The sequence below is a fragment of the Caballeronia sp. BCC1704 genome (genome assembly GCF_902833455.1).
Classification (GTDB): domain Bacteria; phylum Pseudomonadota; class Gammaproteobacteria; order Burkholderiales; family Burkholderiaceae; genus Caballeronia.
The window spans coordinates 100,433-115,884 of record NZ_CADFFT010000002.1 but is presented as its reverse complement, the minus strand read 5'-3'; the positions used below and the strand labels follow the sequence as shown (position 1 = coordinate 115,884).

Below are 15,452 nucleotides of genomic sequence, written 5' to 3'. Positions count from 1 at the left end.
CCGCGCCGATATGGAAGAACTGCGGCATGTGCTGAGCGAACTGGTGATCGAGCGCGTCGGCTTCGGCATTTTCGTGCTCGACCGCGATCTGAACGTGCTCATGTGGAACCGCTTCATGGCGGACCACAGCGGCAAAACGGCCGAGCAGGTGACGGGCAAGTCGATTTTCGCGAGCTTTCCGGAACTGCCGCGCGTGTGGCTCACGCGCAAGGTGGAAAGCGTGTTCCAACTCGGCAGCTTCGCGTTCAGTTCGTGGGAACAGCGGCCGTATCTCTTCAAGTTCGATCACGACCGGCCGATTACCGGCGGCGTCGACTTCATGCAGCAGGACTGCACGTTCATGCCGCTCACGCACGAGCGCGAAGTGCGGGCCGTCTGCGTGACCATTTCCGATGCCACCCACGCGAGCATGATGCAGCGCGCCCGCGACGAAGCCGTGGCCAAGCTACAGGAATTTGCCGACCGCGACGGCCTGACCGGCATCGCGAACCGGCGCTATTTCGAGCTGCGCATTCGCGACGAATTCTCGCGCTGGCAACGCTACGGCGGCGATTTGTCGATGCTGCTGTTCGATCTCGACCACTTCAAGCGCATCAACGACGAGTTCGGCCATCTGGTCGGCGACACGGTGCTGCGCGTGATGGCCGAGCGCGTTGCGGCGACCGTGCGCGTGCAGGACGTGTTCGGGCGCTTCGGCGGCGAGGAATTCGCGCTGCTTCTGCCGTGCACGAACTTCGACGACGCCATGATCGTCGCGGAGAAAGTGCGCCACTCGATCTGCGAAACGCCTATCGACGTGCAGGGCGCGCGCGTGCCGGTGACGGCGAGTGTCGGCGTGGCGTGCGCGCGGCGCGAGGTGACGTCGTCTTACGAGGCGCTCATCAACGAAGCCGACGCCGCGCTGTACGTGGCGAAGCGCGAGGGGCGCAACCGCTCGGTCGGCTTCGCCTGATCGCGGCCACGCGCGCCGCCGCAAGGCACAATCGGGCCGAATCATTGGTATACTCCTAGCCGCTTCCGGCGCAGTTCGCAGCCGGCGCGCGCCGGCCGTCTCCTTCGGTCATTCCCTCTTCAGCGCCACGTCGTTCCGCGCGCTCGACGGGATCGTCGGAACCGGCGCCCGATCTCTTAATTTGCCCTTGGGGGCGCCACAGCGGAGTCCGTCTTGGCCGTTTCCAACATCATCGCCGACGAATCCACCACCGAGGCCGCGAAGGCATCGTCGGGCAGTTCGTTCTATCTCGCCATGCGCATCCTTCCGGCTGCGCAGCGGGACGCGATGTACCAGATCTACGCCTTTTGCCGCGCGGTGGACGATATCGCCGACGAAGGCGCGCTGCCGCGCCGCGAACGCGCGCTCGCGCTGGAAGGCTGGCGCGAGGACATCGACGCCTGCTATCGCGGCGCGCCGAAGCGCTCCCTCGAGGCGCTGACCCGCCACATTCACGCTTTCCATCTTTCCCGCGACGACTTTCACGCCGTGATCGACGGCATGGCGATGGACGCCGCCGGCGACATCGTCGCGCCCGACGAAGCCACGCTCGACCTGTATTGCGACCGCGTCGCGAGCGCGGTCGGGCGGCTGTCGGTGAGAATCTTCGGGATGCAGGAAGACGCGGGCCGGCGGCTCGCGCATCACCTCGGGCGCGCGCTGCAACTCACCAACATCCTGCGCGATATCGACGAGGACGCCGCCATCGGCCGCGTTTATCTGCCGCGCGAACTGCTGGCGCGCGAAGGCATCGCGACGAGCAACCCGGCGGCGATCGTCGGCGATGCGCGGCTGCCGCGCGTGTGCGCCGTGCTCGCCGAGCGCGCGAAAGGCCACTACGCGCAGTCCGACGCCATCATGGCGGCCTCGCCGCGCCACGAAGTGCGCGCGCCGCGCATCATGTCGGCGGCGTATCGCGCGGTGCTCGAGGCGAACCTGAAACGCGGCTTCGACCTGCCGCGCACGCGCGTGCGCACGCCGCGTGCGCGCCTGCTCTGGATCGTCGCGCGCAATCTTCTCTGATGTCCCGGCTCGTACACGTCGTCGGGGCCGGCCTCGCCGGTCTCGCCGCCGCAGTGCAGGCGCAGCGGCGCGGCGCGCGCGTCGTTCTCCACGAATCGGCGCCTCGCGCAGGCGGCCGCAGCCGCTCGTACTTCGACGCGAAACTCGGCATGACGGTCGATAACGGCTGTCATCTGCTGCTCTCGGGCGATCACGCCACGCTCGGCTTTCTGCGGGCGATCAGTTCCGCAGATAACGTCAGCGGCCCGACGCAGGCCGACTATCCTTTTTTCGATGCCGCGAGCGGTCAGGCGTGGGCCATCCGCATGACGCCGGGACGCTTGCCGCGCTGGATCTTCGACGCCGAGGCGCGGCTGCCCGGCACGCAGCCCGCCGACTATCTGCCCATGCTGCCGCTCTTTTTCGGCAAGCCGGGGCGCACCGTCGAGGAGTCGATGCGCGCGCGCGGCCGCGTGTGGGATTCACTTGCGCGGCCACTGTTGCGCACGCTGCTGAAGGCTGACCCGTCCGAAGCCAGCGCGACGGTCGCGTCGCATCTTCTGCGCGAGACGCTGGCGGCGGGCGGCCAGGCGTGCCGGCCGCTCATCGCGAAAAACGGCGTGGCGCATGCGTTCGTCGAACCCGCGCTGCGGCTCTTGCAGTACGGCGGCGCGGACATCCGGCTCGGCGCGCGGGCGACGAACATCCGTTTTTCGGGCACGGATTCGAAGGAACGGGTAAGCTCGCTCGCTTTCGAGGGCGCGGGCGAGTCTGTCGCGCTCGGACCGGGCGATGGCGTCGTGCTCGCGGTGCCGCCCGACGCGGCGCGCGCGCTGGTGCCGGAAATCGTCGCGCCGGATGAATTCCGCGCGATCGTCACCGTGCACTTCGCGGTGGATGCGCCGGTCGGTTCGATCGGTTCGATCGGCTCGGAGCGGCTGACGTTCTTCGTGAACGGCGCGGCGGACTGGCTCTGCGCAGGCGATGGCCGGCTCACGGCGACCATCGTCAGCGCGGATCGGCTGCTATCGACGCCGCACGAGGAGATCGCGGCGGCTGCCTGGCGCGACGTGGCGAAAGCCGTGCGCCTGCCGCCCGTGCCGATGCCGCCGTGGCAGGTCATCGCGGAAGAACGCGCGACCTTCGCGACGGTGCCCTCGCAGGAAGGCTTGCGGGCCGCGACGCGCACGCGCTGGCCCAATCTCACGCTCGCGGGCGACTGGACGGCAACGGACCTCCCCGCGACGATCGAAGGCGCAATCCGCTCCGGCCAGAAGGCCGCGGATGCGCTGTTGAACCCATCGATGGAACGCTGATGAACGATTTATCCCTGTCGGCCGTTGGCGCGCCGGCGTCGAATGCCGCGCTGGACCACGCCGTCACCCACGCCACCGACGCGCTGCTCGCGGCGCAGTTTCCCGAAGGCTACTGGCTCTACGAACTCGAAGCCGACGCAACGATTCCCGCTGAATACGTGCTGCTCGTGCATTACCTCGGCGAGACGGCTGACGACAAGCTGGAAGCGAAGATCGGCCGCTATCTGCGCCGCATTCAGCGCGCAGACGGCGGCTGGCCGCTTTTCACGGACGGCGCGATGGACGTCTCCGCGACCGTGAAGGCGTACTTCGCGCTGAAGATGATCGGCGATTCGCCCGATGCGGAGCACATGCAGCGCGCGCGTCGCGCCATTCTCGCGGCGGGCGGCGCGGAAAAGGTCAACGTCTTCACGCGCATTCTGCTCGCGCTCTTCGGCGTAGTGTCGTGGCGCGCAGTGCCGATGATGCCCGTCGAAATCATGCGGCTGCCGATGTGGTTTCCGTTCCACCTGTCGAAGGTGTCGTACTGGGCGCGCACGGTGATCGTGCCGCTGCTCGTGCTGAACGCCAAGCGGCCGGTGGCGCGCAATCCGCGCGGCGTGCGCATCGACGAAGTGTTCACCGACGCGCCCGTGAACACCGGCATGCCGGAGCGCGCGGGGCATCAGAGCCGCGGCTGGTTCACCTTCTTCCGCATGGTCGATACCGTGCTGCGCGCAACCGACAGCGCATTCCCGAAAGCCGGCCGCGAGCGCGCGATCGCGGAGGCCGTGCGCTTCGTCGACGAGCGGCTGAACGGCGAAGACGGCCTCGGCGCCATCTTCCCGGCCATGGCGAACGCCGTGATGATGTACGACGTGCTCGGCTATCCGCCCGAGCATCCGAACCGCGCGATCGCGCGCAAGTCGGTCGACAAGCTGCTGGTCATCGACGAAGCGGACGACGGCGAGGCGTATTGCCAGCCGTGTCTGTCGCCGGTCTGGGACACGTCGCTCGCGGCGCACGCGTTGCTCGAAACCGGCATGCCGAAGGCGCGCGCCGCCGTCGCGCGCGGGCTCGAATGGCTGCGTCCGTTGCAGATTCTCGACGTGCGCGGCGACTGGATCTCGCGCCGTCCGAACGTGCGGCCCGGCGGCTGGGCGTTCCAGTTCGCGAACCCGCACTATCCGGATGTCGATGACACCGCCGTCGTCGCGATGGCGATGGAGCGCGCCGGCCGCGAGAACGGCACACCCATGTTCGACGAGGCGATCTCCCGCGCGCGCGAATGGGTCGTCGGCATGCAGAGCAGCGACGGCGGCTGGGGCGCGTTCGAACCGGAAAACACGCAGTATTACCTGAACAACATCCCGTTCTCGGACCACGGCGCGCTGCTCGATCCGCCGACCGTCGACGTATCCGCCCGCTGTCTTTCGATGCTCGCGCAACTCGGCGAAACGCCCGCGAACAGCGAGCCGGCGCGCCGCGCGTTCGACTACATCGTGAGAAATCAGGAGCGCGACGGAAGCTGGTACGGGCGCTGGGGCATGAACTACGTGTACGGCACGTGGTCGGCGCTCTGCGCGCTCAACGCGGCGGGCGTCGCGCCAACGGATTCGCGCATGAAGCGCGGCGCGGAATGGCTCATCGGCGTTCAGAACGCGGACGGCGGCTGGGGCGAGGACGGCGAGAGCTACAAGCTCGACTATCGCGGCTACGAACAGGCGCCGAGCACCGCGTCGCAGACGGCGTGGGCGCTGCTCGGGCTGATGGCGGCGGGACTCGTGGAACATCCGGCGGTCGCGAGAGGCATCGAGTATCTGATCCGGACCCAGCAGGCGCACGGCCTCTGGGACGAAACGCGCTTTACCGCGACGGGCTTCCCGCGCGTGTTCTATCTGCGCTATCACGGCTATCGCAAGTTCTTCCCGTTGTGGGCGCTCGCGCGTTACCGCAACCTGACGCGCGAAGGCGAAACGCGCGTGACGGCGGGCATGTGAACGCGCGCGACGCACGCTCGGCCGCGCTTTCGCGTCCTTTGGTCGGCGCGCCCGTCGTCGCGGTGACGGGCATGGCGTTCGAGGCGAAGATCGCGCGCGGGCGCGGCGTCGATGCCGTGTTCGCCGCGCGATCGGACTGGCTCGAACGCGCGTTGTCCGATGCCGTTGCGCGGGGCTGCTCGGGCATCATCAGCTTCGGGACGGCGGGCGGGCTCGCGCCGGATCTGGAGCCGGGAACGCTGATCGTCGCAGAGAGCGTCTCGGGCCCGTTCGGCACCTTGCCGACCGATGCCGCGTGGTCCGCGCGCATCGTCGAGGCTTTCGGCGGATCGCCGCTCGCCCGCATCACGCGCTCCGGTCCGATGGCGGCCGTCGCCGCGCCGGTCACGAGCGAGTCCGACAAGCGGTCGCTGCATTCGTCGACGGGCGCGCTCGCGGTCGACATGGAGTCGCATATCGCGGGCGCCATCGCGACGGCGCGCGGCTTGCCGTTCGCGGTGTGTCGCGCGGTGGTCGATCCGGCGTGGCGCACGCTCCCGCCCGCCGCGACGGCTGGCCTGCGCGATGACGGCACCACCGCTATCGGTCCGATCTTGCGTGAACTCGCGCGCCAGCCGTCGCAAATCGGCGCGCTACTGCGGCTCGCAGGCGATGCGCGCGCCGCCCGCACGACGCTCGTCCACGCGCGCCATGCGATGGAAAAGGCGCGGGCGCTTTCCTTCGACTAGTCGCGTTCGCGCGGTCTTGCTTTCTGCGGGTTAACCCTCAGCTTGGTTATAATCAGGGAAAACCCTAGGTTTGCTGCGTGAAGTACGCGGTCATCGCAGGAACGTAAGAGGAAGCGCACCATGAATTTTCACACTCGCAAATGGGTCAAGCCCGAAGACCTCAACCCTAACGGCACGTTGTTCGGCGGCAGCCTGCTGCGCTGGATCGACGAAGAAGCCGCCATCTACGCCATCTCGCAGCTGGGCAACCAGCGCGTCGTGACCAAGTTCATGTCGGAGATCAACTTCGTCAGTTCGGCGCGGCAGGGCGACATCATCGAGCTGGGCATTACGGCGACGAATTTCGGACGCACGTCGATCACGCTGCGCGCCGAAGTGCGCAACAAGATTACGCGCAAGAGCATTCTGACCGTCGAGAAGATGGTGTTCGTCAACCTGAACGAACAGGGCGAACCGGCGCCGCACGGCCGCACGCAGATTCGCTATGCGGACGAGTTGTTCGAAGCGTATCGGCGCGACCAGCGCGCGGTGGAAGCGCCGAAAGCATCGACCGATGACATCGGCCGCGAAGAAACCGCCGAAGCGGCGCATTGAGACAAAAACGGGCGCCTGAGCGCCCGTTTCTCTTTGCAGCACTGCCGGCAGCGGCTTACTTGCTTTCCGCCGGGTCCTCGTACTGAGGCAGACCCTGCGACTTGCTCGAACTCGGCGACGGCGCGGTGTTCGACTCGCCCGCGCCCGGCGCCGGCGATTTCGGCCCGACGCCGCCCGCAGGCGATGCCGCCGCGCCCGGATCGACGTAATTCGGCAGACCTTGCTCCTGGCTGCTGCTGCCCGGCGCGCTCGCTCCTTCGGGCGCGCTCGCGCCTTCGTCGCCGTAATCGGGCAGCGACGCCGACGAGCCGCCCGTCAGCAAGTATTGGCGGCGCTGCGTGTAGGCGTCGCGCACGAACGCGTATTTGTCGAGCGCGGCTTGCGAGAGCAGATCGGTCGCGCCGAGCAGGTCCGCGCGCGCGCTCACGAAGTTCACGCCGTACAGCGGCCAGCGAATCTCCGAGTCCGCATAGCTGACCGGATTCACCCGCCAGTCGACGAGCCATGTCGTCGAATCGCGCACCGAGCTCGGGCCGAGCAGCGGCAGCACGACGTACGGCCCCGACGGCACGCCGTAATGGCCGAGCGTCAGGCCGAAGTCCTGATGATGCTTCGGCAAGCCCGCAGGCGATGCAATGTCGATCAGCCCGCCGATGCCGAACACCGAATTCATCGCGATGCGCATCAGATCCTGCGTGGCGTCCGTGATCTTCAGTTGCAGCAGGTTGTTCGCGAAGTTGCTGAAATCGCCCAGATTCGAGAAGAAATTGCTGACCGCCGTGCGGAACGGACTCGGCGTCCAGTTCACATAGAACTGCGCGACGGGACGCGCCACGTAGTTATCGACCGTGTCGTTGAACTTGAAGATGGTCCGGTTCATCGGTTCGAGCGGATCGTGCGGATTGCGGTCCGGACCCGTCGCGCACCCAGCCATCAAAAGCGCGCCCGCGACGGCGAAACTCGTCGCCAGCTTGCGAAGCGCGGCAGCGGCAGGCGCCGCTGGAGCCATTCTCATTCTTCAATTCCTCTTAGATTGTCATGCCGCTGGCTCGCGCGCAGCCTCGCGCGGTCCGCCGCGCGCACCTTGCGCGGTTTGCCCATCAGCACGGGCTGAAACACGACGGCGCCGATCAGCGTGCACAGAAGCGACAGCGCGAGCAGCCGCCCCATGCTCGACGTGCCCGGATGATGCGAGAACCAGAGACTGCCGAAAGCCGTCGCGGTGGTGGCCGCGCTGAACATCACGGCGTGCGTGAGGCTCGACTGGAGAAGGCGCGTCTGTCCTTGCCGCCACGCCATCACGAAATAGATCTTGAACGCGACGCCGACGCCCAGCATCAGCGGCAGCGCGATGATATTCGCGAAGTTGAGCGGCATGCGGAAGACGACGCACAACTCCAGCGTCACGATCGCCGAAACGAGCAACGGTACCAAAGTTCGCAGAACGTCGCCGAAACGACGCAGCGCGAGCCACAGCAGCACTGTGATGGCGATCAGCGAATACAACGCGGCATGCTCGAACGCGGTGATGATGACCTCGGCCGAATGGCGCACGGAAATGGGCCCGCCGATGGCGTTCGGCTCGACCCGCTGCACGGCATCCGCGAAATGCGCGAGCAGCGTGTCGTCGTTCGGATCGACGCCCGGCGGCGCTTTCGGCGACACGTTCACGAGCGCCTGACCGCCCGGCGTCACCCACGACTCGACCATCGCGGGCGGCAGCGTCGCGCGGGTGATTTCCGTCGGCTGCAACAACGCGCGAAGCTGCGCGAGCGCGAGGCGCAGCGGCTCGGCCATCGCGTGCTCGGCGCGGTCGCGCGTGGCGGCGTCGGCTTGGGCGAGCTTCGCGAGCGTCGCCGACAAATGCTTCGCTTCCGGCGCGCCTTGGCCGGGACGCTCGTCGGCGGCGAGCGAAAGCTGATTCGACACGCGCTTGAGCGTCGCGACCCGCACCGCGTCCGTCACCGGCGACGCCACCGGCTGATTCAGCGCGGGCAGCAGTTGATCGGCGGCGTCCTGAATCAGCTTGAGCTTCGCCGGCTGATCGGCGGGAATGAGCGACGACAGCGTGGTCGCGCGTTCCACTTCGGGCAGCTTGTCGAGCTTCGCCGCGATGCGGTCCGCGTCCGCGAGCGACGGCGCGAGCACGGCGACATCGTTCACCGCGGCTTCGGGCGAGTCCTTGAGCGAGATGAGCGTCGCCATCGACTCGGTGTGCGGGTCTTTGAGATGCAGCGGATTGAAGTCGAAGCGCAAGTGCGTGAGCAGCGGCAGCGCGCCAATCACGACGACGAGCGTGCCGACCAGCACCGGCTTGCGATTCCGGTCGAGGAATTCATCGACCGGCGCGAGCATCGGAAAGCCGGGCGCTTTCGCCTCGCCGGGCGGCGCGAACACTTTGATGAGCGCGGGCAAGAGCGTCATGTTGGTCACGTACGCGACGAACATGCCGACGCCCGCGATCAGCCCCAGCTCGGACACGCCGCGATAGGCGGTCGGCAAGAACGAGAAGAAGCTCGCGGCGGTGGCGGTCGCGGCGAGCGTGAGCGGCACGGCGACATGCCGGGCAGTCTCCGCGAGCGAGACGTCGAGCCGCTTGTGCCGATGCCGCTCCTCACGATACTTCACGCCGAACTGAATGCCGAAGTCCACGCCGAGCCCGACGAAGAGCACCATGAACGCAACGGAGATCATGTTGAGCGCGTGCACCATCATCAGGCCGAGCGCCGCCGTCACCGAGAGCCCGACGAAGAGCGTGATGAACACCGCGAGGATCATGCGCTTCGAGCGCAGCGCGACCCAGAGAATCATCAGCACGACGAGGAAAGTAAGCGCGCCGTTGAGCGCCGCGCCGTCCTGCACGGAGGCGAATTCCTCGTCGGCGAGCGGTTGCGCGCCGGTCAGATGCAGCGTCGCGCCGTATTTCTTGTCGAGGCCGAGCTTCGCGGCCACCGCGCGGATTTCGTTGGATGTGCCGGCGGCCGCTTTCAACGCGCTGAAATTGAGTTGCGGCAATACGGTGATAAAGGCGCGGCCGGGGCCGTCGCCGCCCGGACTCGCGACATCGCGCCATGAGAATGCGGCGGGCTGATTCGCGAGCACGCGGTCCAGCACGGTCGCGCTGCGGCCAAGCAGATTGGCCATTTGGCCGAGATTGACCTGACCGAGCATCAACGGCACATTGAGCGTGGTATTCAGCGTCTGCGCGAGGCCCGTGAGCGTGGGGTCGTGCGCCAGCGTGTTGATGAGCGGGCGCGCCTGAACCAGCTGCTTCGTGACCTGATCGACCTTGTCGGTGGGCAGATAGAGCAGGCCGTTGTGCGCGAAGAATTCGCCGCCTTCCGGCTGCGAGATCGACTTGAAGCGGTCCGGCTCTTTGGCGAGCGCGGCGGCGAGTTCGTTCGCGGCGGCATCGGCGAATTCGGCGGCGGGCGCTTCGACGACGATGAGCAGCGTGGCGCCGCGCTGCGGAAAGGCTTTTACGATGGCGTCGCCGCGTGCCGCCCATTCCGGCTCGTTTTCGATCAGCTGGCTGACGTCGGTGCTGATCTTGAAGTGGTGAACGACATAAATCGTGGAGAGGATGCCGAGCAGAATCGAAGCGGCGATAATCCACGCCGGCCGGCGAATGGCGAGCGTGACGAAGCGGGTAATGTTGGACGTCAGCATGAAGACGCTACCTGGTGTGACCTGTTATTTTCGCGGACCGCATAGTGCGAGCCGCGTAGTGACGCTGCCGCGTTCGCGCGCCGGCTTTCGCTTCGGCGGCCGAACCGCGAGTCCAACGACGGCGGTTGATGCCGCGCAAGTATACCGGTGGAGACGGCGCGGTCGGGCGGCGGTGAACTGTCGGCCCGCTGGTCTGTCGATATACTGGCTCGACGGCCTGACGAGTCCGCGCCGAACAATTGGATCATTAGAGAACGGTTGCCATGAAACACTATCTGTCTGTCTGCTTCGCTTTTCTCCTCGCTACGCTGTCGTTTTCCGGCGCGGCGGTCGCCCAAACGAGCCCGGAGGCCGTCGTCAAAAGTGCAGTCGAAGGCACCGTCAACGCGATGAAGGCCGACCCGCAAGCGCGCGGCGGCGACATGGCGAAGATCACGCAACTCGTGCAAGCGCGCTTCCTGCCCGCTACCGACTTTCAGCGCACTACGCGCATTGCATTGGGCAAGGCGTGGGCCAGCGCCACGCCCGAGCAGCAAAAGCAGCTTTACGACCAGTTCCAGACGCTGCTCGTGCATACGTACGCGGCTTCGCTCGCGCAACTGCGGGACCAGGACGTGACGTTCCGCTTCGACCCGCCGAACGTCGACGCGAGCGCGAAAGATGCGGTCGTTGAATCGCACGTCGTCTCGACCGGCGGCGACAACCCGGTGCGCTATCGCCTCGGCAAGACGGCGCAGGGCTGGAAAATCTACGACATCGACATGATGGGCGCGTGGCTCATTCAGGTCTATCAGCAGCAGTTCGCCGGTCAGCTTCAGAAGGGCGGCGTGGACGGGCTGATCAAATACCTGGCCGAGCATAACGCGCGTTCGGCCGGCTGACCTAGCCGCGCCGGTTTTCCACGGCGAACTTGATGAGTTCCGCCTGTCCGTCAATGGCGAGCTTGCGCTTCAGATTCAGCCGGTGCGTTTCCACTGTGCGCACCGACAAGCCATGCTGCGTTGCAATCTGCTTGCTCGACAAACCTTGCGCGAGCGCGTCGAGAATGTCGCGCTCGCGCGGCGTCAGCCGTTCCAGCGGCGTTTGCATGGCCTGCGCCTGAATCATGCGGGCCGCGAGCCCCGCGCTGAAGAAGGTCTTGCCGGCGAGCACCGCGTCGATCGCCTGAATGATCTCGGCGGCGGGCGAATCCTTGAGTACGTAGCCGCTCGCGCCCGCGCGGACGGCCTGCGTCACGTACTCGATGTTGTCGTGCATCGAAAGCATCAGCACGCGGATAGCCGGGAAGCGTTCGTGGAACCGCGCGGCCAGTTCAATGCCGCTCATGCCCGCCATGCCGACGTCCATCAGCACGAGGTCGGGGCGCGTGGCTTCGTCGGCGGCGAGCGCGAGCGCATCATGCCCGTTGCCCGCTTCGCCGGTGACAGACAGACGCGGGACGGCTTCGAGCCGCGCGCGCAGGCCGTCGCGCACGAGCGGATGATCGTCGACGAGCAGCAGTCGGGCGGGTTCAGGCGTCATCGGAAAGTCCTTGCAGGTTCGGGGCGGCGAGCGGCAATGGCACATGCGCCGTGATCGACGTGCGGCCCAGTTGCGACTGGATGGAAAGCGTGCCGCCGAGCGTGTCCAGCCGCTCGCGCATGTTGCGCAGGCCGAGGCCGCTCGCCGGATCGGCCAGCGCGGCTTGCGCATCGAAACCGCGGCCGTTGTCGCTGACGACGAGCCGCACGCCGTTCGGCGCGACGTCGAGCGCGAGCGTCGCCCGGCTCGCGTGCGCGTGTCGCGCGATGTTGTTCAGCGCTTCCTGCGCGATGCGAAAAAGCACCGTATTCACCGGATCGGGCAACGCGGACGGTTTGCCGTCCGCCGTCCGTTCGAAGCGCACTTCGATGCCGTCCTGCCCGTCCATCTCGCGGGCAAGCTGCTCCAGCGCGGCGGCGAGGCCGAGATCGTCGAGCATCGTGGGGCGCAGCGCGTGCGAGATGCGGCGCACTTCGCGCAAGGTCGCGGCGAGACGCCCGAGGCCAGTGGAGAGCGCGGCTTCGGCGGCGGCTTCGCGCGTGGGCGACCGTTCGAAGCGCGCGAGCGCCGATTCCAGCAGCAGCTTGACGGACACCAGCATCTGGCTGATGCCGTCGTGCAGTTCGCGCGAGAGCCGCGCCCGTTCGTGCTCCTGAGACTCCACCACCTGCCGCGCGAGGCGCTTGAGCTTGGCATCCGCGCTGCGATGCTCGCTGATATTGAGCACCGCGCCGCACAACGCGATCACGCCGAGCGCCGCCAGCGCGATTCCGCCGATCCACATCACGGTTCTGTCGATGTTCGCTGCGGCCTGGCCGTCGATGCGCGTGAGCGCCGTCTCCACATCCTCCAGATAGATGCCGGTGCCGATCATCCAGCCCCAGCGTTCGAGCGGCACCACGTAGCCGAGCTTCGGCGCAAGTTGGCCGGTGGACGGCCGCTGCCACACATAGCGCACGTAACCGCCGCCCTTCGACGCTTCCCGGATCAACTGCTGGATGGTCAGTTCGCCTGCGGGATCGCGCATGGTCCACAAGTCTCGTCCGACGAGATCCGGCTGGCGCGGATGCATCAGCGACTTGCCGCGCATCGTGTAGACGAAAAAGTAGCCGTCGGGCCCGAAGTCCAGACGATGCAGCGTATCCAGCGCAAGCTGGCGGCGTTCGTCGTCGCTGCGCGGATCGCCGGGCGGCGCGTCGTAATACGGCGCGATGGCGCTCTGCGCCAGTTCGACGTAATGCCGCAACTCGACTTCCTTGCTGGACATGTACGCCGTTTGCAGCGTCGCGTGCTGGGCGCGGGCGAGCGAGGTCGCCTGATGGCGCACGCCATATTCGATACCGCCGATGGCGAGCGCGAACGGCACGATCGCCAGCACAACAATCTTGGCTTTCAGGTTCATGACGCTGGAACGTTCGATGCTCTACGTAGTTTCGCGTAGCGAGCGTACGTAGTTGTCCGGTTGTGAGGTCCGGGACGAAGGCGAATACTACACGCCCGAGGCGCTCCACGGCGCGAGCCGCGCGGGCGGACATCCAAGACTTACCAAAATAGGAGACACCATGAATCGGGCTTCCGGATTCCTGGTCTGGATCGCGCTCGCGCTTTTGGGCGCGTTCGCTTTCGGCACCATCGCGCTCGCGCACGGCGAGCGGGTCAGCGCACTATGGATCGTCATCGCGGCGGTCTGCGTCTATCTCATCGCGTATCGATTCTATTCGCGCTTCATCGCCGGCACGGTGTTGAAGCTCGACGGCTTGCGCATGACGCCGGCCGTGCGTCACAACGACGGCCTCGATTACGTGCCGACCAACAAATACGTGCTGTTCGGCCACCATTTCGCGGCGATTGCGGGCGCGGGTCCGCTCGTCGGTCCGGTGCTCGCCGCGCAGATGGGCTACACGCCCGGCATGCTGTGGATTCTGGCGGGCGTCGTGTTCGCGGGCGCGGTGCAGGATTTCGTCGTGCTTTTCATCTCGACGCGCCGCGACGGCCGCTCGCTCGGCGATCTCATCAAGATGGAGCTGGGGACCGTGCCCGGCGTGATCGCGCTCTTCGGCGCTTTCCTCATCATGGTGATCATTCTCGCGGTGCTCGCGCTGATCGTCGTGAAAGCGCTGACGAATTCGCCGTGGGGCACGTTCACCGTCGCCGCGACCATTCCGATCGCGCTCTTCATGGGCGTCTATACGCGCTTCATCCGTCCGGGGCGCATCGGCGAAGTGTCGATCATCGGCTTCGTGCTGCTGATGCTCGCGATCACCTACGGCGGCCAGGTCGCGCAATCGCCGACGCTCGCGCCGCTCTTCACGTTCACGGGCGTTCAACTGACGTGGATTTTGATCGGCTACGGCTTTGTCGCGTCGGTGCTGCCGGTGTGGCTACTGCTCGCGCCGCGCGATTATCTGTCGACGTTCCTCAAGATCGGCACGATTCTCGGCCTCGCGATCGGCATCCTGATCGTCGCGCCCGAACTGAAGATGCCTGCGTTCACGAAGTTCGTCGACGGCTCCGGTCCCGTCTGGGCGGGCAACCTGTTCCCGTTCCTCTTCATCACGATCGCGTGCGGCGCGGTGTCCGGCTTCCACGCGCTGATCTCGTCGGGCACCACGCCCAAGATGGTCGACAACGAAGTGAACATGCGTTTCATCGGCTACGGCGCGATGCTGATGGAGTCGTTCGTCGCAATCATGGCGCTCGTCGCCGCCTGCGTGATCGAGCCGGGCGTCTACTTCGCGATGAACAGCCCGGCCGCGCTGCTCGGCACGACGCCGGACGCGGTCGCGCAGACGGTCACGTCGTGGGGCTTCACGCTGACGCCGGACATGCTCACCTCGACGGCGAAGGCCGTGGGCGAAACCACCATCGTGGCGCGGGCGGGCGGCGCGCCGACGCTGGCAGTCGGCATGGCGGAGATTCTGCATCGCGTGATCGGCGGCCCGGCGATGATGGCGTTCTGGTATCACTTCGCGATTCTCTTCGAGGCGCTCTTCATTCTGACCGCGGTCGACGCCGGCACGCGCGCCGGACGCTTCATGCTGCAAGACCTGCTCGGCACGTTCCACCCGGCGCTGCGCCGCACGGAATCGCTCGTGGCCAATCTCGTCGCGACCGGCTTGTGCGTCGCGGCGTGGGGCTACTTCCTGTATCAGGGCGTGGTCGATCCGTTCGGCGGCATCAATACGCTGTGGCCGCTTTTCGGCATCTCGAACCAGATGCTCGCGGGTATCGCGCTGACGCTCGGCACCGTCGTGCTGTTCAAGATGAAGCGCGAGCGTTTCGCATGGGTGACGATCGTGCCGACGGTGTGGTTGCTCATCTGCACGCTAACTGCCGGCTGGCAGAAGATCTTCGACGCGAACCCGAAGGTCGGCTTCCTCGCGCATGCCGGCAAGCTGCGCGACGCGTTCGAGGCAGGCAAGGTGATGGCGCCGGCGAAGTCGTTGCCGGAGATGCAGCGCATCATCTTCAACGATTACATCGATGCCGCGCTGGCCGGTCTTTTCATGTTCGTCGTGGTGAGCATCGCGGTCTATGCCGTGCTGGCCGTGCTGCGCGCGCGCCGCGAGGCGAGGCCGACGGTGCGCGAAACGCCGTTCGAACCGATGCCCACGGGCGGCGGCGCGGCAGTGCGCTCGGGTCATTGAGCACG

The 15,452-nt window shown here is 66.7% G+C and carries 12 protein-coding genes; 8 read left to right on the top strand and 4 right to left on the bottom strand.

The window, feature by feature from the left end; genetic code table 11:
* Positions 1–10: 10 nt before the first annotated feature.
* The 6 genes from HWX53_RS10375 (at position 11) to HWX53_RS10350 (ending at position 6,610) form a co-directional block, all read left to right on the top strand.
* Positions 11–952 carry a diguanylate cyclase gene (locus tag HWX53_RS10375; RefSeq protein WP_175940773.1) on the top strand — a complete coding sequence of 314 codons (942 nt, stop codon included), beginning with the start codon at positions 11–13 and terminating at the stop codon, positions 950–952.
* A gap of 213 nt (positions 953–1,165) precedes the next feature.
* Complete coding sequence (hpnD, locus tag HWX53_RS10370; RefSeq protein WP_175940772.1) at positions 1,166–2,014, top strand: presqualene diphosphate synthase HpnD; 849 nt, start codon at positions 1,166–1,168, stop codon at positions 2,012–2,014.
* Complete coding sequence (gene hpnE, locus HWX53_RS10365; protein WP_175940771.1) at positions 2,014–3,309, top strand: hydroxysqualene dehydroxylase HpnE; 1,296 nt, start codon at positions 2,014–2,016, stop codon at positions 3,307–3,309. Before hpnD ends, hpnE begins: the two co-directional genes overlap by 1 nt.
* Entirely contained in the window at positions 3,309–5,288 is a 1,980-nt protein-coding gene (gene shc / locus HWX53_RS10360) for a squalene--hopene cyclase (RefSeq protein ID WP_175940770.1), read from the top strand. Before hpnE ends, shc begins: the two co-directional genes overlap by 1 nt.
* Positions 5,289–5,359: 71 nt before the next feature.
* On the top strand, positions 5,360–6,016 hold the full coding sequence (locus HWX53_RS10355) for a phosphorylase (protein ID WP_244140130.1): 657 nt from the start codon (positions 5,360–5,362) through the stop codon (positions 6,014–6,016).
* A gap of 120 nt (positions 6,017–6,136) precedes the next feature.
* Positions 6,137–6,610, top strand: a complete 474-nt coding sequence (locus HWX53_RS10350; protein WP_175940768.1) for a hotdog domain-containing protein — start codon at positions 6,137–6,139, stop codon at positions 6,608–6,610.
* A 55-nt stretch (positions 6,611–6,665) separates the two neighbouring features.
* Here HWX53_RS10350 and HWX53_RS10345 read toward each other — a convergent pair whose 3' ends face one another.
* Positions 6,666–7,619 carry a VacJ family lipoprotein gene (locus HWX53_RS10345; RefSeq protein ID WP_175942319.1) on the bottom strand — a complete coding sequence of 318 codons (954 nt, stop codon included), beginning with the start codon at positions 7,617–7,619 and terminating at the stop codon, positions 6,666–6,668.
* Between the two features lie 2 nt (positions 7,620–7,621).
* On the bottom strand, positions 7,622–10,279 hold the full coding sequence (locus tag HWX53_RS10340; protein ID WP_175940767.1) for an MMPL family transporter: 2,658 nt from the start codon (positions 10,277–10,279) through the stop codon (positions 7,622–7,624).
* Between the two features lie 263 nt (positions 10,280–10,542).
* Between HWX53_RS10340 and HWX53_RS10335 the strand changes: the two genes are divergently transcribed.
* The gene (locus HWX53_RS10335) at positions 10,543–11,160 is read left to right on the top strand and encodes an ABC transporter substrate-binding protein (RefSeq protein WP_175940766.1); all 618 of its coding nucleotides are present in this window, start codon (positions 10,543–10,545) and stop codon (positions 11,158–11,160) included.
* 1 nt (position 11,161) lies between these two features.
* On the opposite strand, the gene HWX53_RS10330 is transcribed toward HWX53_RS10335, so the two are convergent.
* Both HWX53_RS10330 and HWX53_RS10325 read right to left on the bottom strand, forming a co-directional pair.
* A complete protein-coding gene (locus HWX53_RS10330) occupies positions 11,162–11,800 on the bottom strand; it encodes a response regulator transcription factor (protein WP_175940765.1) in 639 nt (212 codons plus the stop codon).
* A complete protein-coding gene (locus HWX53_RS10325) occupies positions 11,790–13,202 on the bottom strand; it encodes a cache domain-containing protein (RefSeq protein ID WP_175940764.1) in 1,413 nt (470 codons plus the stop codon). The genes HWX53_RS10330 and HWX53_RS10325 overlap by 11 nt, the downstream gene beginning before the upstream one ends.
* Before the next feature lie 160 nt (positions 13,203–13,362).
* Here HWX53_RS10325 and HWX53_RS10320 point away from each other — a divergent pair, with 160 nt between their 5' ends.
* Positions 13,363–15,447 carry a carbon starvation CstA family protein gene (locus tag HWX53_RS10320; RefSeq protein ID WP_175940763.1) on the top strand — a complete coding sequence of 695 codons (2,085 nt, stop codon included), beginning with the start codon at positions 13,363–13,365 and terminating at the stop codon, positions 15,445–15,447.
* Positions 15,448–15,452 lie beyond the last annotated feature (5 nt).

Coding starts and splice junctions, on each gene's coding strand:
- HWX53_RS10375 (WP_175940773.1), top strand. CDS start 11: ATGGAAGAACTGCGGCATGTGCTGAGCGAACTGGTGATCGAGCGCGTC.
- hpnE (WP_175940771.1), top strand. CDS start 2,014: ATGTCCCGGCTCGTACACGTCGTCGGGGCCGGCCTCGCCGGTCTCGCC.
- shc (WP_175940770.1), top strand. CDS start 3,309: ATGAACGATTTATCCCTGTCGGCCGTTGGCGCGCCGGCGTCGAATGCC.
- HWX53_RS10355 (WP_244140130.1), top strand. CDS start 5,360: ATGGCGTTCGAGGCGAAGATCGCGCGCGGGCGCGGCGTCGATGCCGTG.
- HWX53_RS10350 (WP_175940768.1), top strand. CDS start 6,137: ATGAATTTTCACACTCGCAAATGGGTCAAGCCCGAAGACCTCAACCCT.
- HWX53_RS10345 (WP_175942319.1), bottom strand. CDS start 7,619: ATGGCTCCAGCGGCGCCTGCCGCTGCCGCGCTTCGCAAGCTGGCGACG.
- HWX53_RS10340 (WP_175940767.1), bottom strand. CDS start 10,279: ATGCTGACGTCCAACATTACCCGCTTCGTCACGCTCGCCATTCGCCGG.
- HWX53_RS10335 (WP_175940766.1), top strand. CDS start 10,543: ATGAAACACTATCTGTCTGTCTGCTTCGCTTTTCTCCTCGCTACGCTG.
- HWX53_RS10330 (WP_175940765.1), bottom strand. CDS start 11,800: ATGACGCCTGAACCCGCCCGACTGCTGCTCGTCGACGATCATCCGCTC.
- HWX53_RS10325 (WP_175940764.1), bottom strand. CDS start 13,202: ATGAACCTGAAAGCCAAGATTGTTGTGCTGGCGATCGTGCCGTTCGCG.
- HWX53_RS10320 (WP_175940763.1), top strand. CDS start 13,363: ATGAATCGGGCTTCCGGATTCCTGGTCTGGATCGCGCTCGCGCTTTTG.